The sequence below is a fragment of the Romboutsia maritimum genome (genome assembly GCF_002251085.2).
GTDB lineage: Bacteria > Bacillota > Clostridia > Peptostreptococcales > Peptostreptococcaceae > Romboutsia_B > Romboutsia_B maritimum.
In genome coordinates this window covers 20,797-45,474 of record NZ_NOJZ02000011.1, presented here as the reverse complement: position 1 = coordinate 45,474, position 24,678 = coordinate 20,797, and the positions used below count along the sequence as shown (strand labels likewise).

Here is a 24,678-nt window from a genome sequence, read left to right as displayed (position 1 = left end):
TGGTCTAAAGCTCTGAAATTAATTCATCTATAACTTGAGATACAGAACTTAATTCATTAATTTTGTAAGCATCATGTCCACAAAATAGAAGTGCATTATCTATGTCGCCTTTTGCTGCATTAATAAGAGCTGTAGATATACAGTAAGGTGTAGTCTTTGGATTACAAGAGACTAAGCAATTGTAACATTTAGCTATTTTAGGAGTATTAGAATTAATTTTTTCTAAGAATTTATTGTTAATAGCTCTTCCAGGAAGACCAACAGGACTTTTAACTATTTGAATATCTTTTTCAGTAGCATTTACATATGCTAATTTAAAGTTTTCATGAGCATCACATTCATAAGTTGTTACAAATCTAGTTCCTACTTGAACACCACTTGCACCCATATCTATAAATTTTTTGACATCTTTGCCAGAAGATATACCACCAGCAGCTATAACAGGTATTTTTTTGTTGTATTTTTTTTCGTATATTTTAACTATTTCTAGAATATTAGTAAATTCACCTTCATAATCTATCGAATCTAAATTTTCAAGATCATTTTTATTGTAGCCAAGATGTCCACCTGCTTTTGGTCCTTCTACAACAATTAAATCAGCAGTTGTATTATTTTTTTTATCCCATGTTTTTAGTATAAGATTTGCTGCTTTAGCAGATGAAACTATTGGACAAATTTTAACATTGCTATCTTTTGCTAATGAAGCTAATTTAATTGGAAGCCCTGCACCAGATATTATAATATCAACTCCACATTTTATTGATTCCATTACAAATTCTTCATAATGATTCATAGCAACCATAAGATTTATACCTATAATTCCATCATTAGAATTAGCTTTTGCAATTTCTATATGTTTTTTTAAAGCTCTTAAATTAGCAGCTAAACAATTATTTTCAAAATCATCTTCGTCATATCCTATTTGAACACCAGAGATTATGCCTATTCCTCCAGCTTTAGCAACTGCACTTGCAAGTGAAGATCTAGAAACTCCAATACCCATACCACCTTGTATTATTGGAACTTTAGCAACTAAATCTCCTATTATTAACGGTTCTACCATAATTTCACCTCTCATGTATATTTATCAGTTTAAAAACTGGATAATAATGTCAAGTATTAATACTAGGTACTAATACTTAATATTATACTATAAATATGTAATAAAAAACATATAAAATATAAAAGTTATTAAATATATTTATTAAAATAGTTGATTTTGAAAATAAAATATCATACTATACCTATAGGGGGTATATTTAAGAATATTAAGTAAATTGAAAAGTAACATAGAAAGGAGAAATTATGAGTTCAAACAATAAAAATGAAACATATAAAATTAAAGGTATGACATGTGCAGCTTGTGCTAAAGCAGTAGAAAGAGTAGTTAAAAAGTTAGACGGAGTTTCTAATCAAAGTGTAAATATAGCAACAGAAAAACTTACAATAGAATATGATACTTGTAAAATTGAGTTTAATGATATAAAACAAGTTATAGAGAAGGCAGGTTATGAAGTAGTTATAGAGAATAATTATAAAAAAATAGATATGAAGATTACAGGTATGACATGTGCAGCTTGTGCAAAGGCAGTAGAAAGAGTAGTTAAAAAGCTAGATGGAATAGACAATATTAGTGTAAATATAGCTACAGAAAAAGCTAATATATCATATAATCCATCAAAAGTTAAATTAACTCAGATAAAACAAACTATAGAGAAAGCCGGATATAAAGCTATAGAGGAAAATGAAAATAAATCTATAGATGAAGATAAGCTTAGAAAAGAAAAAGAAATTAAAAGTTTATTTATTAAGTTTATAATAGCTGTGGCATTTGCAATACCATTATTTTACATAGCTATGGGTCCAATGATAATAAAACCAATAGGACCTTGGCCTCTTCCAAAGATAATAGATCCTATGGAAAATACACTAAATTATGCTTTAATTCAAGTTATATTAGTACTTCCAATAATGGGTGCAGGATATAAATTTTATATACATGGATTTAAGTCTCTGTTTAGTAAAAGTCCTAATATGGATACATTAGTTGCTATAGGTACATTATCAGCATTTTTATATAGTTTATATACAACGCTTCAAATAGTTAATAAAAATGTAGTTAAAATGCATCATCATCAATTATATTATGAAAGTGCAGGAATAATAATAGCTTTAATATTATTAGGAAAATATTTAGAATCACAATCAAAAGGTAAAACATCAGAGGCTATAAAAAAACTTATGAATCTTCAGCCTAAGACAGCGATAATAATTATAGATAATAAAGAGATAGAAACACCTATTGATGAAGTTCAAGTAGGAGATATTATATTAGTAAAACCAGGAAGCAAAATACCTGTAGATGGATTAGTTTTAGAAGGTCATACAGCAGTAGATGAATCAATGCTTACAGGAGAAAGTATTCCAACTGAAAAAAATATAGGAGATACAATTACTGGTGCAAGTATAAATAAAAATGGTACTATTAAATTTAGAGCAGAAAAAGTAGGAAGTGATACAGCACTTGCTCAAATAATAAAATTAGTAGAGGAGGCACAAGGTACAAAAGCGCCTATTGCTAAATTAGCAGATACTGTATCAGGATATTTCGTACCAGTAGTAATTGGAATTGCTATAATATCAGCATTATTGTGGTTATTAATAGGAGGAAAAGATATTGTATTTGTACTTACAATATTTATATCTGTATTAGTAATTGCATGCCCGTGTGCATTAGGTTTAGCTACACCTACAGCAATAATGGTTGGAACAGGAAAAGGCGCTGAAAATGGAATTTTAATAAAAGGCGGACAATCTCTAGAATCTGCTCATAAAGTAGATACTATAATATTTGATAAAACAGGTACAATAACAGAAGGAAAACCTAGAGTTACTGACATAATTGTAAATAAAAATATAAATGAAAATTATCTTTTAAAAGTAGCAGCTAGTGCTGAAAAAGGATCTGAACATCCATTAGGTGAAGCAATCGTTAAATTTGGAGAAGAAAGAAACATTAAATTTGAAGAAACTCATAAGTTTAAAGCTATACCTGGTCATGGTATAGAAGTTAACATAGATGGAAAAAATGTATTACTTGGAAATAAAAAACTTATGCAAGATAGAAATATTAATTTAGATGATTTTGAAATTAAATCTGATAAATTAGCTAGTGAAGGAAAAACACCTATGTATATTGCATTAGATAACAACTTAGCAGGAATAATTGCTGTTGCAGATGTTGTAAAAGTAAGTAGTAAAAAAGCAATACAAACTCTTCATAGTATGGATATAAAAGTTGCTATGGTTACTGGTGATAATAAAAAAACAGCAAATGCAATAGCATCTCAGGTAGGAATAGATATAGTTCTTGCAGAAGTTTTACCAGAAGAGAAATCAAATGAAGTTAAAAAATTGCAAAAACAAGGTAGATTTGTAGCAATGGTTGGAGATGGAATAAATGATGCACCAGCACTTGCAGCGGCAGATATAGGAATAGCTATAGGAAGTGGAACAGACGTGGCTATGGAGTCTGCAGATATAGTTTTAATGAAAAGTGATTTAATGGATGTTCCAACAGCTATAAAATTAAGTCATGAAACAATAAAGAATATTAAACAGAACTTATTTTGGGCATTTGGATACAATACAATAGGAATACCTATAGCAGCTGGAATACTTTATTTATTTGGAGGTCCGCTTTTAAATCCTATGTTTGCGGCAGCAGCTATGAGTCTAAGCTCAGTTTCTGTTGTGTCAAATGCACTTAGACTTAAAAAATTTAAACCATATAAGTAACAAAATAATAAAAACAACAAAAATTTTTTTATAAGGAATTTTTGTTGTTTTTATTAATTTATAAAAAAATTATTATTAAGTAAAATATCAGTTAGGCTTTAATAATTAATAAGAAATCTAACTAAATTGAACTAGTAATTAATTATATTCACAATGTAGCTTATAATTTGATTTTTTGTAAAAAACCAGTAAATTCAATGGTTTGTAATTATAAAAAATATATATTATAATAACTCAAAAGACATAATTACATATAATAAAAAGGGGGAGGGCTTTATATATGAAATTAAAAGTAGAGATTGAAAAAGTTACAAATACAAAACTTGAACCAGAGGTGTTAACCAGGCGTTTTATTAACTATGTCAACTTTATTAGCTATTATAGTAGCTAACACTCCTTTGAATAAAATATATCAATATATTTTTAGTGGAGTAAATTTAATCGGGGAATTTAATTTACACATGATTATAAATGATTTTTTAATGGCAATATTCTTCTTGTTAGCTGGGTGTGAAATTAAACATGAAGTTTTACATGGACATTTATCTACAGTAAAAAAAGCTACTTTTCCAGTTATGTCGGCTTGCGGAGGCGTAATAATACCAGCATGTATATACTTTTTATTTAATCATAATACTAAGTTTGTTGGAGGCATAGGAATACCTATATCAACAGACATTGCATTTGCAGTTGGAATATTTATGCTTTTAAAAAATAAGTTAGAGCCTAGTTTAAAAATATTTTTATTATCTTTAGCAGTTGTAGATGACTTGATTTCTATATTAGTTATAGGAACTTTTTATTCTTCAAATTTAAGTGTGAAATGGATTATAGGTTCTTTAATTATAGTATGTATTTTAGCGTATATGAATAAAAAGTTAAAAATAAGTGATTCTTATCCATACTTATTATTAGGATTAGTATTATGGTATTTTGTTTATAGAAGTGGAATACATTCTACTATAAGTGGAGTTCTATTAGCTATAGTTATACCAGCAAAATCATATGGAGGAAGAAAACCTTTACTTGAAAGATTACAGGAAAAAATAGCGCCTATATGTAATTTTTTTATATTGCCTTTATTTGCATTTTCTAATACTGCAATAAAATTAGGAGTAAAAATAAATTATGCTGAATTAGGCACTATGGTTCATGGAATAATAGTGGGATTAGTTGTAGGTAAACCACTAGGAATTATGTCTTTTAGTTATATAGGAACTAAACTTCATATAATTGAAAAACCAGAAAATTGTAGCTGGATTTCATTATTACAAGTAGCTATGTTGGCAGGAATAGGATTTACAATGTCTATATTTGTTGCAGAAATTGCATTTGTTAGCAATGCTCAATTAATAGATACAGCTAAGATATCTATATTATTAGCAGCAGTTTTATCAGCTAGTTTAACTTATATAACTACATTGGTTAAGCCATTATTTCATAAAAAACCTCAATTTAAGCATGCACATGCGTTAATAGGTAAACTTAGATAAATAATAAATTCAGTGTTAAGGAAGTGTTTAAAGGTATATCTTTAAATACTTCCTTATTTATTTAATTAAGCAAAAATTTTAAAAATTTATTATTTAGGAAGAAATAATTTATAATTTTATTATGAAAAATAAGATAATGAAAATATTGTTTATTATTATATAAATAGTGTAGACTTAAGTATGTCTATAAAATAATAGATTTTATTTGGTCGAGATATAAGGATAGTACCAAAAAATTTCATATTAATTTCATATATATAAAATAATATTTATATATATAATTTAAAATAGGAGAGTATAAACATGAGCGAATCTATATTAGTTGTTGAAGATGATGCAAGTATACAAGAGTTGATAGTAGAATTTTTAAGTGCAGAAGGATATGATGTAAATTATGTAAATGATGGATTAGAAGGAGTAAAAAAATTTAAAGAGAAAGAATACGATTTAATAATATTAGATATAATGATGCCTAATTTAGATGGATACTCTGCATGCAAGATGATAAGAAAATCTTCAAATGTACCAATAATATTTTTAACTGCATTAAATGAGGAAGTAAACCAGTTAAAAGGTTTTGAATTAGAATGTGATGATTATATAACAAAACCATTTTCATTTAATTTACTTATAAAAAGAGTAGAAGCTATTTTAAGAAGAAGTGGTAAAAGTGATAATGGTAAATTTATTTTATTTGAAAAATTAAGACTTGATTTAGATACATATATGGCAAGTATAGATGGAAATAATATTGAATTAACATTAAAAGAATTTAATATTTTAAAGACTTTGATACAAAAATATCCTCAAGTTATAACAAGAGAAAGCCTTTTAGATAGTATCTGGGGGTATGATTATTATGGAGACACTAGAATAGTTGATGCACATATAAAAAATATAAGAAAAAAAATAACTTTACCATATATAAAAACTGTGAAGGGAATTGGATATACTCTTGAAAAAAATATTTAATAAATGGGAACAGTTAAGTATAAAATATAAACTATTCTCTATAACTACTGGATTACTTATAGCTTTAGCAATGATAATTTATTTAATATTATATTGTTTATTACCATCATATTATCATAAATATAAAATAGATATTTTGGATAAGAGCTTAAAAACACTACAAGAAGATTCAGGGAATTATGATACTGAGACTTTAAAAATGAGACTTTATTATATGTCAAAGGACCAAAACTTAGTTATTTTATTAAGAGATTATACTGGAAGAGTAGTACATGGCAAAAACGAAATTTTATTATCTAAATATAGAAATTATATATTAAGAAGTGGAAAAGATGAATATAGAGTTTCTACTTTTATAAAAACTAGAGATAGTGAATTACCATATAACTTAGATATAATTATGCCCCTGCAACCTATAGATGAGGCTAATTCGGTTATTAGAAATCTAATGCCTTATATTATATTTGTTGCAGCTATAATAGGTATAATAGGAGCATACATATATTCAAAAGTAATAACAAAGCCATTGATTAATATAATAAACAGTGAAAGAGAAGAAGAAAAAAGAAGAAAAGACTTTGTAGCTACTATATCCCATGAATTAAAAACTCCGATAACAATAATTAGTGGTCAATTAGAGGGTATGATTTATAACGTAGGAAAATACAAAGATAGAGATATTTATCTTAAAAAATGTTATGACAGTACACAGGAGTTAAAAGACTTAGTAAATGAGATGATAGAAATATCAAAATCTGAAATTTTAGAAAGAAGTTTAACTTTAACCACGATAGAAATAAGTACTCTTTTAAATAAGTTAGTAAAACGACAATTATTTTTAATCGAAGAAAAAAATATAAGTACGATACTAGAGATACAAGACAATTTAGAAATAAAAGGAGATAAAGAAAAAATAACTAAGGCTATAAATAATATAATTAATAATGGAATAAAATATTCTCCTCAAGGACAGAGTTTAATTATTAGACTTTATAAAAAGAATTCCAAATCTAAGCGTACCACATCAAATAAGATATATTTAGAAGTAGAAAATACAGGAGTTACAATAGAGGAGCAATATTTAAGTGAAATATTTAATCCTTTTTTTAGAATAGAAAAATCTCGTTCTAGAAAAACAGGAGGAAGTGGACTTGGATTATATATAGTAGGTCAAATTTTAAAAAGTCATGGATTTGAATATAATATAAAAAACAAATCTAATTGTGTTGTATTTTCGGTTATTTTTTGAAATTTCAATTTTGATTCATAAAAAACTCACAATAAATTCATATAGGAGATATATTATATTAAGTATAAAAGACTAGCTTAAAAATATAATATACTACCAGATTATAATGATAACCCTCCCTCACATTCTCAAATGGAGTTATCATTATAATCATTATTTATTATCCTGCAAAACAAATTTTGTAGGATTTTTTTTGTTTACAAAATAATCAACTAAATATCCCATAATAATAACTCCAGGTATATCAATAAATAACCTAATCATTGTAAATTTATATCCAAGTGCACCAATTTCAAATAATAGTGTAGATAATTTAACAACACACCATGCATTCATAAAAATTATTACATTAGAAAATTTAACACCTTTTTTTAATAAAACTGCTGTGAAGGGAAATGCAGCATACATTGGACCAGCAGCAAAGGATGCTATTAAGATAGATAAAACTATTCCCATAATTCCTGAATTTTCTCCCATAAACTTAATCATAGATTCTCTAGATACCCAAACATCCATTAATCCAAGTAAAAGCATAATAGGCGGTAAAACAGCAAGCATTTGAAACATACTAGATTTTGATATTTTGAAAACTTTGATACTTAAATTTTTATTAATCAAAAAGATAAAAAATAAAACTAAAAGAGATATTAAGAAATACTTATATCGATTTAAAATAAATTTTAAATTACCCATCAAGCACCACCCCAAAAATCAAAGCAACTATAAAAGAAAATAAAAATGCTATGAAATTTCGGTAAAAAGCAGCCTTCTTACCGATAAATTTTGATTCTAGAGAGAAAGTCATTATACCTACTAATGTAAGCGTAGACACTAAAGCTGCAACTTGAGCATATCCAGCACCATAGTTTAAAAGACTATTTCCGGTAGAAAAAGCAACAAATGTAGGCATCATAACGATGGAACCTACGATAGAAGATATTGTTATACCTAAAAGACCAGATTCTTTTCCTAAAAGATCTGAAATAGTTTTTGCATCAAATACAGCTAAAATTATTCCAACTATTACAATTATAGTAAGAAATTGAGGCATTATATTTTCAAAGGATTTAGCCGCATTTTTTAATGCTTTTTTTGATTTAGCTTTATCTTTTATAAATGAAACTGTAAAAAGAACTATGGCAAGTCCGTACAAAATAAAAGATGTCATTTATATACCCCCTATAAAAATATATTATATGTTATGAATGATAATAGAAATTAGTTAATTTTATTAGAAATAAAGTTTGGTTAAATCTACAACTTATATTTATGAAATTAGTGTTTATGTACATAGAATATGAGAAATTCACTAATAATATAAATAATGTGTAGTATTTTGGAAAAAATAATACAAACTTTTATTATATAGGAGGTCAAATAATGGATAGATTAAAAAGAGACATGGAAAATATGAAGGAAGATGTATCGAAAGGATTTGAAAAAGCAGGACACGTATTAAAACATACAGCTAAAGATCTTAAAGCAGATGCAGAGGGTCTGAAATCATCAGTAGAAATGAAAGTAGAAGATATGAAAGATAAATATGAACAAAAGAAGGTTTCAAAGGAATTAGAAAATCAAATGGAAAATGAAAATAAACAAAATTTTAAATAATATAAATCTAATAAACTGTACTCATTGGGTACAGTTTATTAATTATACACTTTGATATTGGTTAAAAAATCATTCCTGAAATTAAAAAATCGAATAATAAAATGATTATGAATACATTTTATACGTATTAGTTGACAGTGAAATGTATATATACTACAATAATATTCGTAAACACTTAATATAAATATAAAAAATCTTTATAAAAATATCATAATGTTTCAAATCTTATTTTCAATATATTTTAAAAATTTAATGGGGGTGTTGTTATGCAAACAACAGAAGGGAGTTTGACAACAACAAAGGAATTGACTGCAATTCAAAAGATTTTTCCTATTTTATCAAACAATGAAGTTGACATGAAAAAAGAAGTTATGGCAGGTGTAACTACATTTTTAACTATGGCGTATATAATTGCTGTAAATCCTAACATATTATCAAAAACGGGAATGCCAGCAGGAGCTCTTGTTACAGGAACATGTTTGGCGGCTGGATTTGGATGTATATTAATGGGGTTGATAGCAAATCTTCCATTTGCATTAGCTTCAGGTATGGGACTTAATGCATTCTTTGCATTTTCAGTTGTCTTAAAAATGGGTATTTCTTGGCAAATAGCACTTACAGCAGTGTTTGTAGAAGGTATAATTTTCATTATTTTATCTTTATGTAAAGTACGTGAAGCAGTGGTAAATGCAATACCTAAAAATATGAAGCTAGCAGTAACTGGTGGAATAGGGATATTTATAGCATTTATAGGTTTAGTAGGGTGTGGGCTTGTAGTTGGTGACGAAGCTACACTTGTAAAAATGGGAACATTTACTCCAACAGTAATTATATCTTGTATTGGGTTAGTAATAATTGCTGTTTTAGATAAAAAAAGTGTAAGAGGTTCTATACTTTATGGAATAGTAATAAGTTCGTTAATTGCATGGGGATTTGCATTAATTAATCCTGAATATGCACAAAAATTAGGAATATATTTGCCAAAAGGAATATTTAAATATGAAAGTATGGCACCTATAGCTGGAAAGATTGATTTTAAATATATTTTCCATCCAGGAAACATAGGTACATTTATAGCAGTAGTATGTACATTTTTATTTGTTGATTTTTTTGATACAGTTGGAACATTAGTTGGTGTATGTTCTAAAGCGGATATGTTAGATGAAAAAGGAAATGTTCCTAATGCAGGAAGAGCATTACTAGCAGATGCTATAGCAACTACAACAGGAGCTTTTATGGGAGTATCTACAGTTACTACTTATGTAGAAAGCTCAACAGGTGTTGTGGCAGGTGGAAGAACAGGATGGACTGCAATAACGGTAGGAATACTTTTTATAATTGCAATGTTCTTTTCTCCTATATTTATATCAATACCTGGGTGTGCAACAGCACCAGCTTTAATATATGTTGGATATTTAATGCTTGGAGCAGTTAAAGGAATTGAGTTTGATAATATTACTGAAGGTGTTCCTGCATTTATTACAGTTGCAACTATGGCACTTACATATAGTATTGGTGATGGACTTACGTTAGGTATATTATCATATGTGTGTATAAATATATTATATAATGTATTTAGAACTAAAAAACAAGAAGATAAAAAAAATGTATCTATTATTATGGTGGCTTTAGCAATTTTATTTGCGATTAAACTAATATTTTTATAAAATATAAAGAGGATATTTCATTAAATTTTTAAATATTGAAATATCCTCTTTAATATTTATGCTTAAATATAGGTATAAAAAAATTAATAAAAATGATATTATATAATATGGATTGTATAAATGGTAAAACTATAAAAAATGATTTTTATAGTGTTGTATTTGAAGAATATATTATAACATAAGTTTATTTAGGCCTTTAGGCTATGAAAATATATAGAAACAAAGGAGAACAGATGAGAAAAGTAGAATTATTAGCACCAGCAGGTGACTTAGAAAGATTAAAAATAGCTTTTACGTATGGAGCTGACGCAGTATATATTGGTGGAGAAATATTTGGTATGAGATCTGCTGCCAAAAACTTTACTAAAGAAGATATGCAAGAGGGTGTAAACTTTGCTCATGAAAGAGAAAAGCAAGTTTTTGTTACGGTAAATATAATACCTAGAAATGCAGAATTAGAACAATTACAAAAGTATTTAATAGAACTTGAAGAAATAGGTGTAGATGCGGTTATAGTTAGTGATCCAGGAGTGTTTACTATAGTAAAACAAACTATTCCAAATATGGAAATACATATAAGTACTCAAGCTAGCACAACAAATTCAGGTGCAGCAAACTTTTGGTATAATCAAGGTGCCAAAAGGGTAGTAATGGCAAGAGAATTGTCTTTTAAAGAAATAAAGGAATTAAGAGATAATACTCCAGCTGATATGGATATAGAAGCTTTTGTTCATGGAGCTATGTGTATGTCTTATTCAGGGAAATGTGTAATAAGTAATTATACAACAGGAAGAGATGCTAATAGAGGAGCATGTGCACAATCTTGTAGATGGAAGTATACTTTAGTTAAAGAGGAAACTCCAGGAAATTATGAACCGGTAATTGAAGGAATAGATGCGTCATTTTTCTTTAATTCAAAAGACTTATGTATGATAAAATATATTCCAGAAATTTTTGAAAGTGGAATAACAAGTCTTAAAATTGAAGGTAGAATGAAAACGGCTTATTATGTAGCAACTACAGTTAGAGCATATAGAATGGCGATAGATGAATATTATAAAGATCCAGATAATTGGAAATTTAATCCTATTTGGTTAGAAGAACTTAAAAAGGGAAGTCATAGAGATTATAGTACAGGGTTCTTCTTTGATAGACCAGATTCTAATGCACATAACTATAAATCAGCATCGTATATAAGAAATTATGATTTTGTAGGCATAGTTAAAGGTCATGAAGAAGAAACTGGACTTGTAATAGTAGAACAAAGAAATAGAATGTTTGTAAACGATAAGATAGAAATCATAGGACCATTTAAAGAAACTATGCATGCTACAATATTAGAAATGTATAATGAAGAAGGAGAACCAATAAAGTCAGCTCCTCATGCAAGACAAGTTGTTAAAATGAAATTAGATATAGAAGTAGGCAAAGACTATATATTAAGAAAACCTATAGCTTCTATAACTACTGTATAGATAACTTAGTGTAAATAAAAAATGAAACTGACTCAAAATACTAAATGTAAAGATTAAATAGTATTTTAAGTCAGTTAATTTAATTATAAAGATAATTTAAAATTCTAAATTTAAAGATATTAACCTCAATTTCAACTCATTCATGACAATTAGTTCATCTTCAATATTGTCAGCATCATAAGTAACAGAAAATCTTAAAAAAGCACCACAATCATCCCATGGTACAGTTGATATAAGAGAATTAGATAAGATATATAAGCTGGCTTCTTCAGCACTATTGAATCTGATACCTTTTTTTACACCTTTAGGAATAGGTACATAACAGTAAAATCCTGCTTTAGGTTTTTTTGCTTTAAAACCGACTTCCTCTAAAACTTCAACTAGTAAATTGAATCTTCTAGAATAGCGTTCACGATTTATATCGGTAAGGTAATAATTGTCAAGAGCATAAGCACCAGCTTTTTGAATAGCTCTAAATTGGCCAGAATCAGTATGTCCTTTTATTGTAGAATATAACTTAATTGCTTTTTTAGAACCAACGACAAAAGCTAATCTCCACCCAGTCATATTAAATGACTTAGAAAGAGAATGTATCTCCATACAAATATCAATGCTACCATCTATGTTAAATATACTCAGGGGTTTATAACCATCATAAGTTAAAGTACCATAAGCTAAATCTGAAATAATAAAAATATTATTTTTTTTGCCAAAATTAACTACATACTCATAGAATTCTTTAGTAGCAACTTGACCAGTAGGGTTATTAGGATAATTGATATAAAGTAACTTAGATTTTTTTAATATATCTTTAGGAATGTTTTCTAAATCAGGAAAAAATCCATTTTCCTCGCAAAGAGGGAGATTATAAACTTCTCCACCTAAAAACTTGGTATATGTTCCAAGGATAGGATATCCAGGAACGGTCATTAAACATATATCACCAGGGTTTATAAATCCTAGGGGAATCATTGATAAAATTGATTTAGAACCAATACCATGTATTATATTTTCTGTAGTTAACCAATCTATATTATAGATGTTTTTCATATATTTACATGCAGCTTCTTGAAATTCAAGTATACCATTATCTGCATAAAATCTATTTTCAGGCTTTCTAGCTTCTAAATTAAGGATATTAATTATTGATTCATCAGCCATTTTATCTGGTTCTCCAACACCCATATCAATTAGATTTATATTAGGGTGTTTTAATTTAACACGTGTAGTTATATTTTTTATTTTTTCGAATTTATATAACCTACTACTAGTTGAAAAAAAAGATAAGTTTCCAAAACGATTAGCAACAATGCTATCTATACTGTCCATTTTATTTCCTCCAAATATTCTGATATAATATATAATATTTATATATTTTAAATTTGATACAGTTATTTTAATTAAGATTAGAATAATTTGTAGAAAAAAAGTTTTTGTTCATCTAGATATAGTATCAGGTGTAGCACCAAATCCAGTGATAGTAGATTATAAAAAAAAGAACTTCAAATAGATGGGATAGTTACAACTTAGATAGTTTATCTCTTGAAAATGCATTAGAGAGCTTAAAAAAAGTAACACCAGGGACTATAGAAATAATGCAAGTTTTATAACATGGAGAGATGGCTGTATCTACAACAAATTCAATAGTTCTCTCTTTTTTGCGTTAAGAAAATAAAGGGGATAAGTAATGTATAAAAAAATATTTAGCTAAAGAGGAGCTAGTAGAAGAAGCAAAATAAAAATCCAAATTTTCATTATAAGTACTTTTAAAATTATGAAATAAACGTTATAATACGAAAATATAGGAGGAATTATGAATGGAAAAGAAATATATAATGGCATTAGATCAAGGAACTACTAGCTCAAGAGCTATAATATTTGATATACAAGGAAATATAGTTAATACAGCACAAAAGGAATTTACTCAAATATATCCACAAGTAGGTTGGGTTGAGCATAATCCGATGGAAATATGGGCGACTCAAAGTGGTGTTATGAGAGAGGTTTTAGAAATGTCAGGAATAAGACCAGATGAAGTAGCAGGTATTGGGATAACAAACCAAAGAGAAACTACTATAGTTTGGGATAAAAATACTGGAAAACCAGTATATAATGCAATAGTATGGCAATGTAGAAGAACAGCAGATATATCTGAAGCTCTAAAAGATAAAGGATTAGAAGATAGTATAAGAGAAAAAACTGGTCTTTTAATAGATGCTTACTTTAGTGGAACTAAAATAAAATGGATACTAGATAATGTTGAAGGTGCAAGAGAAAAGGCAGAAAGTGGAGATTTATTATTTGGGACTGTAGATACGTGGTTAATATGGAATTTAACTCGTGGAAAGGTACATGTAACTGATTATTCAAATGCATCAAGAACAATGTTATATAATATAAAAGAATTAAAATGGGATGATGAAATACTTGAAGAACTTAATATACCAAAGAGCATGTTACCAGATGTAAGACCTTCTAGTGAAATTTATGGATATACTGATAAGGAAATGTTAGCAGGAGCTGAAATACCAATAGCAGGATCAGCAGGAGATCAACAAGCAGCATTATTTGGTCAGGCGTGTTTTGACGAGGGAGTTGCTAAAAACACATATGGAACAGGATGTTTTATGTTAATGAATACAGGTCAAACTCCTGTAAAATCTAATAATGGACTTTTAACTACAATAGCATGGGGTGTAGATGGTAAAGTAGAGTATGCACTAGAGGGAAGTATATTTATAGCAGGAGCATCGATACAATGGTTAAGAGATGAACTTAAAATAATATATAATGCAAAACAAAGTGAATTTTATGCAAGTTCTGTAGAAGATACTAATGGTGTTTATGTGGTTCCAGCATTTACAGGTTTAGGAGCTCCACATTGGGATATGTATGCAAGAGGAGCTATAATGGGTCTTACTAGAGGTGCTAATAGAGAGCATTTAGTAAGAGCAACCTTAGAATCGATAGCTTATCAAACAAAAGATGTATTAGAAGCTATGCAAGATGATTCAAAAATAGAATTAAAAGGGTTAAAAGTAGATGGAGGAGCTTGTGCAAATAACTTCTTAATGCAGTTCCAAGCTGACATATTAGATACAGAAATATATAGACCACAAGTTATAGAAACAACTGCTTTAGGTGCTTGTTATTTAGCTGGATTAGCAGTAGGATTTTGGAAAAGTAAAGAAGATATTAAAAATAAATGGAATATAGATAAGAAATTTGTACCATCTATGGAAGAAGAAAAGAGAAATCAATTATACAGAGGATGGAAAAAAGCAGTTAAAAGATCTCTACAATGGGCAAAAGAAGATGAAGAAGAATTATAAATGCTAAAAATATTAATATAGGCAAGAGAATGAGAGAGCCTTCTATATAAAATATATAGGGGGGTCTCTGTTTTTTATAAATAAATATATGCAAGGTGGACTAAGTGATGTATGATGTAGCAATTATAGGAGAAGGTACTAACTTAGTTGGAAAAGAAAACTTTAACCCTATTAGAAAGAAAAGCCATTTGTATTAATGACTAAAGATGAAAGAAGAGAAGCTATTAAAAAAGATGAAAAATATAAAAAGGTTATTTGTAGATATGAAACTGTTACAGAAGCAGAGATAGTAGATGCTATAAATAGACCAGCAGGGCTAGGTTCAGCTATAGAATCAAAGAAAAATGGAGCAGAGAAAGTACTTATAATTGAAAGAGATAGAGATCTTGGAGGAATATTAAATCAATGTATACACAATGGATTTGGACTACATGAGTTTAAAGAAGAATTAACAGATCCAGAATATGCAGGAAAATTTATACAGATGGCAAATAAAGAAAATATATAGTATAAGTGATACTTATTTAAATTTATTACCAGTAAAAACTAGAGATTCAGTTCCTAAAGAAAAGATATTTGAAATAATGGAAGTTTTAGATGATGTCAAAGTAAAAGCACCAGTAAATGTTGGAGATATAATAGTTGAAAATGTGTTAGGAATAGGTGTAGATATAGTTGCTACTAAAACTTTAGAGGCTATCTTATAAAATTTTAATAGGATGCTAAAATTTAGTTAAGTTAGAAACAAAATTTTAGCACCCTATTAGTTTAATTTATTTATTTAGCATCAATTATGGTACCTTCTTTTATAGTTTTAGGTTTAATGTTTATATTAAACTCTCTTTTGTATCTTTTTATATCAGCTAGTTCAGCTTTAGTAACTATAGATATAGCATCGCCTTTTCTATTACCTCTAGCAGTTCTACCTGCTCTATGAATATATTCATTTTTACTTCCAGGAAAATCTAAATTAAATACATGAGAAGTATCAACAACGTCTAGCCCTCTAGCAGATAAATCAGATGAAACTAAAACTCTAGCTTTACCAATTCTAAATTTATTAAGAGCATTTTTTCTATCTTCTTTAGTCATTTGACCAAATATTCCTATAGCTTTGTATCCATGATAGTTTAATTTAGATGTTATAACTTCTATACTTTCTTCATTATTTACGAAAACTATAGCTCTTTTAGGATTAGCTGAGGCTAAAGCTTTTCTAAGTAATGTAAATTTATCTCTTTTTTCACCTAATAAATACATATGATTTATTTTAGGGTTAATAGTCATTTCTTTAGTTGCCCTTATAACAACGGGTTCTTTCATTAAGTCAGTACATATATCTATTGTTTTTTCATTTAAACTAGCAGAAAATCCTAATAATTGTCTATCTCTTAAAGTACATTTTATTATATCTTTAACAACAGATATGTTTTTACCACTAAGCAAACTATCAACCTCATCTAATATTATAGTTTTAATATTATGAGCTTTTAATTTCTTTTGCTTAATTAAGTCTAGTACCCTTCCGCAAGAACCTACTACTATATGAGGCTTTATTGACTTTATATTTTTTATTTGTTTTTGAATATTGACTTCTCCTATTATAGGAAGACATGTTACAGGTATAGTTGAGTTATCAGCAAGTAAACTAATTTGATTAGTTATTTGAACTACTAATTCATGAGTTGGAGCAAGTATTAATACCTGAGTTTCTCTCTTAGTTGTATCTATTTTTTCAAACATAGGTAAAAGATAAGCTAAAGTTTTACCACTTCCAGTTTGTGCATTAGCTAGTATATCCTTGTGTTCTAGTATATTTTTAAATGTTAAAGATTGAACTTCTGTAGGAGAAGTTATATCTTGTTTTTTTAATCCATCTATTAGTTTGTTATTTAAATTTAATTGTTCAAATGTGTTCATTCTAAACTCCTTTTATATTGAAATACAGGAAATTAATATAAGTTTCCATATTAGTATACTTAATTATACACTTATTATTAAATTTTTCATATAAAATAATTCAAATCTCTAAATATAATCAAATTATAGACAAATATAAGGAGAAAACTTTAGTAATAGCAATAAATAAAGAAATTTAGTTATATTAAATTGAAGAAAAAACAATGAAAATATATAATATTAATACTAAAAATTTACATAATATGATAAAATTAGATATTATAATTTTTTAAAGAGTATCTAAAAACAATATTAAAGATTTTTTTGTTGAAATATTGTTACAATATATAAATAAGGAAAGACAAACAAGACATTTAAGTAGGAGGATAAAATGAAAAAAAATAAAGTAGTTATAGTTGGAACGGGAATGGTTGGAATGAGTTATGCTTACTCTATGTTAAATCAAGGGACATGTGAAGAATTAGTATTAATAGATATTAACAAAGATCGTGCTCATGGAGAAGCTATAGACTTAAATCATGGACTTAGTTTCGCTCCTAGAAAAATGAAAATATATGCAGGTGATTATAGTGATTGTAAAGATGCATATATAATTTGTATAACAGCAGGAGCAGTACAATTAGAAGGTGAAAAAAGATTAGACTTATTACATAAAAACACAAAAATAATGAAGTCTATAATTGATGAAATAAAAAAATCAGGATTTAACGGAATAATATTAATTGCAACAAATCCTGTTGATATAATGACTTATGTTGCGTGGAAATTGTCAGGCTTAGAAAAATCGAAAGTGATAGGATCAGGTACTACATTAGATTCAGCTAGACTTAGATATACATTAAGCGAAAAATTAGATGTTAATCCAAAGGATATAAATGCATATGTAATGGGTGAGCATGGAGACTCTCAATTTGTAGCATGGAGTTATGCTTTATGTGGGGTTCAACCAATTTATCAAATCGCATCAAGAAAAGAAAGCAAAATAAAATTTGATGAGTTATCTAGTATAGAAGATGAGGTGAAAAATATAGCTTACAAAATAATTGAATGTAAAAATTCTACTTATTATGGAATAGGGATGGCCTTAACTAGAATAACTAAAGCTATACTTGAAAATGAAAATAGTATATTAACAGTATCATCATATTTAGATGGACAATATGGACATGAAGATGTTTATATAGCAGTACCTAGTATTGTTAACAAAGATGGGGTTAGAGAGGTAACACATTTAGCATTAGATACAACTGAAAAAGCTAAATTAGATAAATCTATAGATATAATGAAAGAAAACATAAATAAGCTTGATTTATAAAATAATAAAATAAGGGGCATCTTAAGATTGAAATTATATTTAAACTCTTAAGATGGTCTATTTTATTTATTAAAGTATTTATTAAATGTTTTGGCAAAGCTAAAAAGTTTGAATTTTTAGAAAATAAAAAAGTATCTCAGTGTAATGCATTGAGGTACTTTTTAATTTATAAAAATTATATATACACTAAATTGATTAAAAAGTTAAAAAACTATAATAATAAATAATAGTAGTAATGATAATAATCTATATAAATAACAAAAATTAATAGTAGTAAAAGAAGTTTATATGGATAACTTAATGTTATGAAGTAAATTTATATTGAAAGGAAAAAGATTATGAAAAACAAAAAAGAAGCTTTAGATAATAATAAAACTATAGAAAAGCTTTTAAAAGAGAATAATACAAAAGAAGAAATAGCAAATGAAATTCATTCTAATAAAAAAATAGCAGATGTATTAGGTGACAGATTAGCTAAGAAAAAACATTTTCCTCCATGCTAAAATAATAAAATCAATACTAGAGGAGTGAAGTAAATGACAGAAAATAAATTTAGAAATGGACCTTATGAAGATGCATTACAATTTACTAAAAATGTATTGAGTATTAGTTCCTCTATTGATGAAATTATGATAAATGCAGATATAAAAGAAGAAACAAAAGAGGAGATGGAAGAGAGATTAAGTAATTATAAATAAAAAATATTTATAATTATTTAAGGCTATATAATAAAAATTTAGGCTGAAAATTTCAAGGGAGCTTTGATACAAATGAGAATTTGTATTCTTAGTTATTGTTGAATTTTCAGCCTTTTTGTTGTTTAAAATTAAAATGTTAATTAAATGGCAGTAATTATCTGTATATATGTTTACTATTGTTAAAATAAAATTTAAATTTTGTTAATATAATCAATTAATTTAAAATTTTGATTACTAAATAAAATTAAAAAAATTATAAATCTCTAAAAGTACATAGTTATACTGAATGAAAATATGAAATACAAATATTTTATTTTGTTATATAAATGACAAAAAAAATGGTGACAATAAAAGTAAAATTAACTATTATCACTATAATTAATCTTGGTGATATAATATAATAAAGTAAATTTAAGGGGATGTTTGAATGGAGTCGTCTATACACACAATTGCATGCAATAACTTATTGATAATATTTGCAATAGTTTCTATGACGGGGATTATTTGTAGTAAATTAAGTGAAATTATGAAAGTACCAGATGTAGTATTATTTTTAGTGGTGGGTATATTAATAGGACCATCAATTATGAAATTTATTAATATAAGCCAATATCAAGTGGAAAATCAATTAATATTAACTTTTGGATCAGCATTTATATTGTATTTAGGTGGAAAAGAGATTAGTTTAAAAGTATTAAAGAATGTAAAAATATCAGTTTTTTTATTATCTACATTAGGTGTATTTATATCTGCATTTATTATGCAAAAGATAGTAGGTTTAACATTTGAAGTTAGTACAATTACTGCATTACTTGTTGGGTCTATAATAGCATCAACTGACCCAGCTACTTTAGTTCCTATATTTAATCAGGTTAAAATAAATAATAAAGTTAAGCAAACAGTTATAAGTGAATCAGCTTTTAATGATGCAACAGGAGCAATATTAACCTCAGCTGTATTAGCTATAATATCATTAGGAAAGTTTTCTTTGATAGATAATGTATATAATTTAAGCGTAATGGTTATTGTTGGAGTTGTGATTGGGATAGTAACAGGTATCCTACTTTTAAAATTAGTAAACGACCAACCATATGGAATATTTAAGGATTTTGCTCCAATAATATCAATAATATCTGTAGTAATAGCATATGAATTATCTACAAAGCTTGGTGGAAGTGGATATATGTCTTGTTTCATAGTAGGAATAATTAATGGAAATAAGAAGAATTTTAGAATATGGCTAACTAAAAAATCATATGATGCAGATTATTATGTGGCAGAAACCGTAGGGAATATTTGTAGAATGGCAATATTTATAATATTAGGAAGTCAAGTAGATTTGCAAGTTTTAGGTAAATATTTCTTACCTTCACTAGCTTCAGTATTAGGATTAATGTTTATAGCTAGACCAATATGTGTTTTAATTTGTACTATTTTCGATAGAAAAGCTAAGTGGAAAAAGAATGAAATATTATTTATGATGTGGGTTAGAGAAACAGGGGTAATACCTGCTGCACTATGTGGGATAATATCAGCAATGAAAGTAGAAGGGTATGAAATAATATCATCTATAGTATTTATGACTATATTAGTTACTTTAATAATACAAGGAAGTACTACAAAACTAGCAGCTAAGAAACTTGGATTATTAGAGGAGCAGGAAAGTAAAGAAGAATTAAAAAATATTTAAAATAATAAAAATTTTGTGAAGTAACCTAGCGAAGAGGGGGGAGAATTTATACTCAGCCCAAGCGGTAGGTTAACCACAAAATTTTATTTTAAGATAATCCATTTTATTTGTATACAATTAAAATTATGTATATATAAAATCTATCATAAATTAATTTACATTTTTTCATTTTTGATAGTAATAGTTATGGTTATCATTAACCCTCCAAAAAGGATAGTCGATCCTAATATCAAAAATGCTATAGCATAACTTGTCATTTATAAAGCCTCCTTTTTCCAAGGTTTCTTGCTTATTAGTACTGCACATATAATTCCAAATGCTATAACTGACCATCCAAATAAAAATAATGATGTTAAAGTATATCCACCATATGGAGTTTTAAACTCTGTTATAAGACTTTGAATTAGTGTTAGAGTTAATAATGTAGGTGTAATATATTTTATAATTATATTCCACCACTTTCCTATTTTAAAATACGAAATAGCATTTGTATGATCTCTTATTACGTTAGGATTAAGAACCCAACCAATAACGAAGGATTCTAATAATCCAACTACAACTATTCCATAGTTATTTATAAAATTATCCATAATATCTAGCAAATATAAGCCTGCATTTGTTGCAAAAACTGTGCTTATTAAAAATCCAACTAAACACATAATTGTAACAACTTTTTTACGCTTTAATCCAAATTTATCAATTATAGATGCTGAAATTGCTTCAACTAATGATACTGATGATGTGATTCCTGCAAACATTAAACAAGTAAAAAATAAAACTCCTAAAATATTTCCCCATACACCCATTATTGTAAATACTTTAGGAAATGCTATAAATGCTAATCCTATTCCACTTGTTACGACTTCATCTACACTGACACCTTGACTAGTCGCCATTGCTCCAAGTATTGCAAATACACCAATAGCAGATAAAAATTCAAATCCACAATTTGCAAATGCAGTCATAAATGCACTATTATTTATATCTGTTTTTGGTGGAAGGTAACTAGAATATGTCATCATAATACCAGTTCCTATACTTAAAGAGAAAAATACTTGCCCATACGCTGATATCCAAACTTGAGGATCTTTAATCTTTTCTAAATTTGGTGTAAACAATGTATTTAATCCAACTTCTGCACCTTTTAATGTAACTCCTCTTATAACTATTATTATCATTATAATTAATAAACAAGGTAATAATATTTTACTTGCTTTTTCAATTCCAGCTTTTATACCTTTGTAGCATATAAACCAATTTATAATCCATATTAATGCTATTCCCATTAATATTGGCCAAACTATTCCTCCAAAATGAAGAGGAGACTCTGATAATTTTAAGAAATCATTATAAAAGAATGTATCAGAATCTTGACCCCAGCCTTTGTTAAAACTCAAAGTTAGGTACTTAACAGACCAACTTAAAATCATTGAATAATAACATAATATAATGGCAGAACTAATTATTGGCCACCATCCAAGCCATTCGAATTTCTTATTAACTCTTGATAATGAAAGGGGTGTAGAGCCTTTAAATTTATGACCTATCCCATATTCAAGTATTAAAAGAGGAATTCCTGCTGTAAATATAGCACAAAAATATGGTATTAAAAAAGCACCTCCTCCATTAGAATAAACTACATATGGAAATCTCCATATATTACCTAAACCTACCGCTGATCCAATTGCGGCAAGTAAAAAACCCATCTTGCTTCCCCATTGTTCTCGACTTTCTTGCATTTTAAGTCCTCCTAAGTTATTTTAAATAAATATAAAATAAAAAGTCCCATAGCTTATGTATGGGACTTTTTAACCTAGGATATAAAAAAAGCCCCATACTAATCTATGAGACTTTTTATATACAAAATAAAAATTAGCCGTCATAGATGCAATCATCTTAAGTAGCAATTGCATCTATGACAGTAATAAATAAAATTTATCTATTCATAAACACAATTGCTAAAATAAGTCGGCTAATAAGAGTACTCTATTAAATTGTGGTATTATCTTAACTTGTGATTTTTTAATTTTCATAATATTTCCTCCTTTTTCTTATATTAATTATAGATTTTAACACTAATATTTGTTATTTGTCAATAATAATATTTAATTATAAAAATATGTATATAAAAGATATTTATCTAGAAGTTTAGTAATTTTATTGACAAGAAATTTTCAAAATAGTATATTTAAAGTATCACAAAGATGTGAATTTAAAGCAAAGAAGCTTCATAGACGAGAGTCTATGGAGCTTTTTTTGTATTCATTTAAAGGGAGAGTGAGATCGTGTACAGCTTTGATATTAAAACAAAAATTCGTTTTGGAGAAGGATCACTAAAATATTTAAACTCTATAAAGGAAAAGAAAGTACTTATAGTTACAGATCCTTTTATGGTGAAATCAGGTGCTATAAATAAAATTTTGGATAATTTAAATCAATTAGAATACGAAATTTTTAGTGATATAGTTCCAGATCCACCTATAGAAATTATAGTAAGTGGTATTGAAAAAGTTAAAAATTTTAAACCTCAAGTTATTATCGCTTTAGGAGGAGGATCTGCAATAGATGCAGCTAAAGCTATAATGAACCTTTCAAAGAAAATTATAAATATAGAAGATGTAGAATTTATAGCTATACCAACAACAAGTGGTACAGGATCTGAAGTAACTTCATTTTCAGTTATAACTGATAAGCAAAAAGGAACTAAATATCCATTAGTTTCAGATGAGTTACTTCCAGATGTAGCTATACTTGATTCAGAACTTGTAAAAACTGTTCCTGATTTTATAACAGCAGATACAGGAATGGATGTTTTAACTCATGCACTAGAAGCATATGTATCAACAAATGCAACTGATTTTTCAGACGCATTAGCTGAAAAAGCTATTACCATAGCATTTGAATATTTAATAAAAGCATATAAAGATGGAGAAGATGTAGTAGCTAGACAAAAAATGCACAATGCTTCTTGCTTAGCAGGACTTGCATTTAATTTAGCATCTTTAGGGTTAAATCATGGAATAGCTCATGCTTTAGGGGGAAAATTACATATACCTCATGGAAGAGCTAATGCTATTTTACTACCTCATATTATAGAATACAATGCAGATATTTCAGGATATAATCAAAGAGAATATTCATTTGCAGCGAAAAAATTTGCTAATATATCTAAAATATTAGGATTATCATCTTCTAATATTAGAGTTGCAGTAAAAAGCTTAATAAATGAAATTAATAAACTTGAAAAGTCTATGAATATGCCTATGACATTAAGCCAATGTAAAGTAGAATCTTCACAATTAACTTCGCTAGAAAGTGAAATTGCTACTTTAGCTTTAAATGATGCTTGTACAATTACGAATCCAAGAAAACCAAGTACAGAAGATGTTATAAAAATATTAAATAAAATCAAATAAAATTATATAAAATTATATAAAAAAGTGAAAAAACTGAAA

The 24,678-nt window shown here is 27.3% G+C and carries 21 protein-coding genes and 1 pseudogene; 15 read left to right on the top strand and 7 right to left on the bottom strand.

Features of this window, described 5'->3' with window-relative positions; genetic code table 11:
- Nucleotides 1-4: 4 nt before the first annotated feature.
- Nucleotides 5-1,063 (bottom strand): NAD(P)H-dependent flavin oxidoreductase, encoded by a 1,059-nt coding sequence (locus CHF27_RS07825; RefSeq protein WP_095406455.1) that lies wholly within the window; start codon nucleotides 1,061-1,063, stop codon nucleotides 5-7.
- 242 nt (nucleotides 1,064-1,305) lie between these two features.
- Here CHF27_RS07825 and CHF27_RS07820 point away from each other — a divergent pair, with 242 nt between their 5' ends.
- From CHF27_RS07820 to CHF27_RS07805, 4 genes and pseudogenes are all read left to right on the top strand, one after another.
- Nucleotides 1,306-3,798: a heavy metal translocating P-type ATPase gene (locus CHF27_RS07820; RefSeq protein WP_095406454.1), complete on the top strand. Its 2,493-nt coding sequence runs from the start codon at nucleotides 1,306-1,308 to the stop codon at nucleotides 3,796-3,798.
- Nucleotides 3,799-4,154: 356 nt separating this feature from the next.
- Nucleotides 4,155-5,291: pseudogene (gene nhaA / locus CHF27_RS07815) on the top strand (Na+/H+ antiporter NhaA); the annotation flags it as partial.
- Nucleotides 5,292-5,594: 303 nt separating this feature from the next.
- Complete coding sequence (locus tag CHF27_RS07810; protein WP_095406452.1) at nucleotides 5,595-6,263, top strand: response regulator transcription factor; 669 nt, start codon at nucleotides 5,595-5,597, stop codon at nucleotides 6,261-6,263.
- Complete coding sequence (locus CHF27_RS07805) at nucleotides 6,247-7,512, top strand: sensor histidine kinase (RefSeq protein WP_095406451.1); 1,266 nt, start codon at nucleotides 6,247-6,249, stop codon at nucleotides 7,510-7,512. The genes CHF27_RS07810 and CHF27_RS07805 overlap by 17 nt, the downstream gene beginning before the upstream one ends.
- 153 nt (nucleotides 7,513-7,665) lie before the next feature.
- On the opposite strand, the gene CHF27_RS07800 is transcribed toward CHF27_RS07805, so the two are convergent.
- Nucleotides 7,666-8,205 (bottom strand): permease, encoded by a 540-nt coding sequence (locus CHF27_RS07800; RefSeq protein WP_095406450.1) that lies wholly within the window; start codon nucleotides 8,203-8,205, stop codon nucleotides 7,666-7,668.
- Nucleotides 8,198-8,680, bottom strand: coding sequence for a permease (locus tag CHF27_RS07795; RefSeq protein WP_095406449.1), 483 nt, complete (start codon nucleotides 8,678-8,680; stop codon nucleotides 8,198-8,200). The genes CHF27_RS07800 and CHF27_RS07795 overlap by 8 nt, the downstream gene beginning before the upstream one ends.
- Before the next feature lie 212 nt (nucleotides 8,681-8,892).
- Here CHF27_RS07795 and CHF27_RS07790 point away from each other — a divergent pair, with 212 nt between their 5' ends.
- From CHF27_RS07790 to CHF27_RS07780, 3 genes are all read left to right on the top strand, one after another.
- Nucleotides 8,893-9,126 (top strand): hypothetical protein, encoded by a 234-nt coding sequence (locus CHF27_RS07790; RefSeq protein WP_095406448.1) that lies wholly within the window; start codon nucleotides 8,893-8,895, stop codon nucleotides 9,124-9,126.
- Nucleotides 9,127-9,392: 266 nt separating this feature from the next.
- Nucleotides 9,393-10,793, top strand: a complete 1,401-nt coding sequence (locus tag CHF27_RS07785) for an NCS2 family permease (RefSeq protein ID WP_095406447.1) — start codon at nucleotides 9,393-9,395, stop codon at nucleotides 10,791-10,793.
- A 233-nt stretch (nucleotides 10,794-11,026) separates the two neighbouring features.
- Nucleotides 11,027-12,268: a peptidase U32 family protein gene (locus tag CHF27_RS07780; RefSeq protein ID WP_095406446.1), complete on the top strand. Its 1,242-nt coding sequence runs from the start codon at nucleotides 11,027-11,029 to the stop codon at nucleotides 12,266-12,268.
- Nucleotides 12,269-12,364: 96 nt separating this feature from the next.
- Here the strand turns inward: CHF27_RS07780 and CHF27_RS07775 are convergent, their stop codons facing one another.
- Nucleotides 12,365-13,597, bottom strand: coding sequence for an LL-diaminopimelate aminotransferase (locus tag CHF27_RS07775; protein WP_095406445.1), 1,233 nt, complete (start codon nucleotides 13,595-13,597; stop codon nucleotides 12,365-12,367).
- A 488-nt stretch (nucleotides 13,598-14,085) separates the two neighbouring features.
- Between CHF27_RS07775 and glpK the strand changes: the two genes are divergently transcribed.
- From glpK to CHF27_RS07760, 3 genes are all read left to right on the top strand, one after another.
- Entirely contained in the window at nucleotides 14,086-15,600 is a 1,515-nt protein-coding gene (gene glpK / locus CHF27_RS07770) for a glycerol kinase GlpK (RefSeq protein WP_095406444.1), read from the top strand.
- Between the two features lie 196 nt (nucleotides 15,601-15,796).
- Nucleotides 15,797-16,108: a hypothetical protein gene (locus CHF27_RS14705; protein ID WP_330409777.1), complete on the top strand. Its 312-nt coding sequence runs from the start codon at nucleotides 15,797-15,799 to the stop codon at nucleotides 16,106-16,108.
- Nucleotides 16,065-16,307 carry a DUF1667 domain-containing protein gene (locus CHF27_RS07760; RefSeq protein WP_095406443.1) on the top strand — a complete coding sequence of 81 codons (243 nt, stop codon included), beginning with the start codon at nucleotides 16,065-16,067 and terminating at the stop codon, nucleotides 16,305-16,307. Before CHF27_RS14705 ends, CHF27_RS07760 begins: the two co-directional genes overlap by 44 nt.
- Before the next feature lie 70 nt (nucleotides 16,308-16,377).
- On the opposite strand, the gene CHF27_RS07755 is transcribed toward CHF27_RS07760, so the two are convergent.
- Complete coding sequence (locus CHF27_RS07755) at nucleotides 16,378-17,520, bottom strand: DEAD/DEAH box helicase (RefSeq protein ID WP_095406442.1); 1,143 nt, start codon at nucleotides 17,518-17,520, stop codon at nucleotides 16,378-16,380.
- A gap of 370 nt (nucleotides 17,521-17,890) precedes the next feature.
- Here CHF27_RS07755 and CHF27_RS07750 point away from each other — a divergent pair, with 370 nt between their 5' ends.
- The 4 genes from CHF27_RS07750 (at nucleotide 17,891) to CHF27_RS07745 (ending at nucleotide 21,223) form a co-directional block, all read left to right on the top strand.
- Nucleotides 17,891-18,835, top strand: coding sequence for an L-lactate dehydrogenase (locus CHF27_RS07750; RefSeq protein WP_095406441.1), 945 nt, complete (start codon nucleotides 17,891-17,893; stop codon nucleotides 18,833-18,835).
- 338 nt (nucleotides 18,836-19,173) lie between these two features.
- Nucleotides 19,174-19,338, top strand: a complete 165-nt coding sequence (locus CHF27_RS14205) for a hypothetical protein (protein ID WP_158534736.1) — start codon at nucleotides 19,174-19,176, stop codon at nucleotides 19,336-19,338.
- A gap of 33 nt (nucleotides 19,339-19,371) precedes the next feature.
- The gene (locus CHF27_RS14200) at nucleotides 19,372-19,533 is read left to right on the top strand and encodes a hypothetical protein (protein WP_158534735.1); all 162 of its coding nucleotides are present in this window, start codon (nucleotides 19,372-19,374) and stop codon (nucleotides 19,531-19,533) included.
- 427 nt (nucleotides 19,534-19,960) lie between these two features.
- Nucleotides 19,961-21,223: a cation:proton antiporter gene (locus CHF27_RS07745; protein ID WP_095406440.1), complete on the top strand. Its 1,263-nt coding sequence runs from the start codon at nucleotides 19,961-19,963 to the stop codon at nucleotides 21,221-21,223.
- A 155-nt stretch (nucleotides 21,224-21,378) separates the two neighbouring features.
- Here CHF27_RS07745 and CHF27_RS07740 read toward each other — a convergent pair whose 3' ends face one another.
- Entirely contained in the window at nucleotides 21,379-21,480 is a 102-nt protein-coding gene (locus CHF27_RS07740) for a MetS family NSS transporter small subunit (RefSeq protein WP_115976053.1), read from the bottom strand.
- Nucleotides 21,481-22,962, bottom strand: coding sequence for a sodium-dependent transporter (locus CHF27_RS07735; RefSeq protein ID WP_095406439.1), 1,482 nt, complete (start codon nucleotides 22,960-22,962; stop codon nucleotides 21,481-21,483).
- Nucleotides 22,963-23,508: 546 nt separating this feature from the next.
- On the opposite strand from CHF27_RS07735, the gene CHF27_RS07730 reads away from it, so the two are divergent.
- Nucleotides 23,509-24,639: a 1-propanol dehydrogenase PduQ gene (locus tag CHF27_RS07730; protein WP_095406438.1), complete on the top strand. Its 1,131-nt coding sequence runs from the start codon at nucleotides 23,509-23,511 to the stop codon at nucleotides 24,637-24,639.
- The last annotated feature ends 39 nt before the right edge of the window (nucleotides 24,640-24,678 follow it).

Coding starts and splice junctions, on each gene's coding strand:
- glpK (WP_095406444.1), top strand. CDS start 14,086: ATGGAAAAGAAATATATAATGGCATTAGATCAAGGAACTACTAGCTCA.
- CHF27_RS07745 (WP_095406440.1), top strand. CDS start 19,961: ATGGAGTCGTCTATACACACAATTGCATGCAATAACTTATTGATAATA.
- CHF27_RS07755 (WP_095406442.1), bottom strand. CDS start 17,520: ATGAACACATTTGAACAATTAAATTTAAATAACAAACTAATAGATGGA.
- CHF27_RS07790 (WP_095406448.1), top strand. CDS start 8,893: ATGGATAGATTAAAAAGAGACATGGAAAATATGAAGGAAGATGTATCG.
- CHF27_RS07820 (WP_095406454.1), top strand. CDS start 1,306: ATGAGTTCAAACAATAAAAATGAAACATATAAAATTAAAGGTATGACA.
- CHF27_RS07795 (WP_095406449.1), bottom strand. CDS start 8,680: ATGACATCTTTTATTTTGTACGGACTTGCCATAGTTCTTTTTACAGTT.
- CHF27_RS07800 (WP_095406450.1), bottom strand. CDS start 8,205: ATGGGTAATTTAAAATTTATTTTAAATCGATATAAGTATTTCTTAATA.
- CHF27_RS07760 (WP_095406443.1), top strand. CDS start 16,065: ATGCAGGAAAATTTATACAGATGGCAAATAAAGAAAATATATAGTATA.
- CHF27_RS07735 (WP_095406439.1), bottom strand. CDS start 22,962: ATGCAAGAAAGTCGAGAACAATGGGGAAGCAAGATGGGTTTTTTACTT.
- CHF27_RS07780 (WP_095406446.1), top strand. CDS start 11,027: ATGAGAAAAGTAGAATTATTAGCACCAGCAGGTGACTTAGAAAGATTA.
- CHF27_RS07810 (WP_095406452.1), top strand. CDS start 5,595: ATGAGCGAATCTATATTAGTTGTTGAAGATGATGCAAGTATACAAGAG.
- CHF27_RS07785 (WP_095406447.1), top strand. CDS start 9,393: ATGCAAACAACAGAAGGGAGTTTGACAACAACAAAGGAATTGACTGCA.
- CHF27_RS07775 (WP_095406445.1), bottom strand. CDS start 13,597: ATGGACAGTATAGATAGCATTGTTGCTAATCGTTTTGGAAACTTATCT.
- CHF27_RS14200 (WP_158534735.1), top strand. CDS start 19,372: ATGACAGAAAATAAATTTAGAAATGGACCTTATGAAGATGCATTACAA.
- CHF27_RS07750 (WP_095406441.1), top strand. CDS start 17,891: ATGAAAAAAAATAAAGTAGTTATAGTTGGAACGGGAATGGTTGGAATG.
- CHF27_RS07825 (WP_095406455.1), bottom strand. CDS start 1,063: ATGGTAGAACCGTTAATAATAGGAGATTTAGTTGCTAAAGTTCCAATA.
- CHF27_RS07740 (WP_115976053.1), bottom strand. CDS start 21,480: ATGACAAGTTATGCTATAGCATTTTTGATATTAGGATCGACTATCCTT.
- CHF27_RS14705 (WP_330409777.1), top strand. CDS start 15,797: ATGACTAAAGATGAAAGAAGAGAAGCTATTAAAAAAGATGAAAAATAT.
- CHF27_RS14205 (WP_158534736.1), top strand. CDS start 19,174: ATGAAAAACAAAAAAGAAGCTTTAGATAATAATAAAACTATAGAAAAG.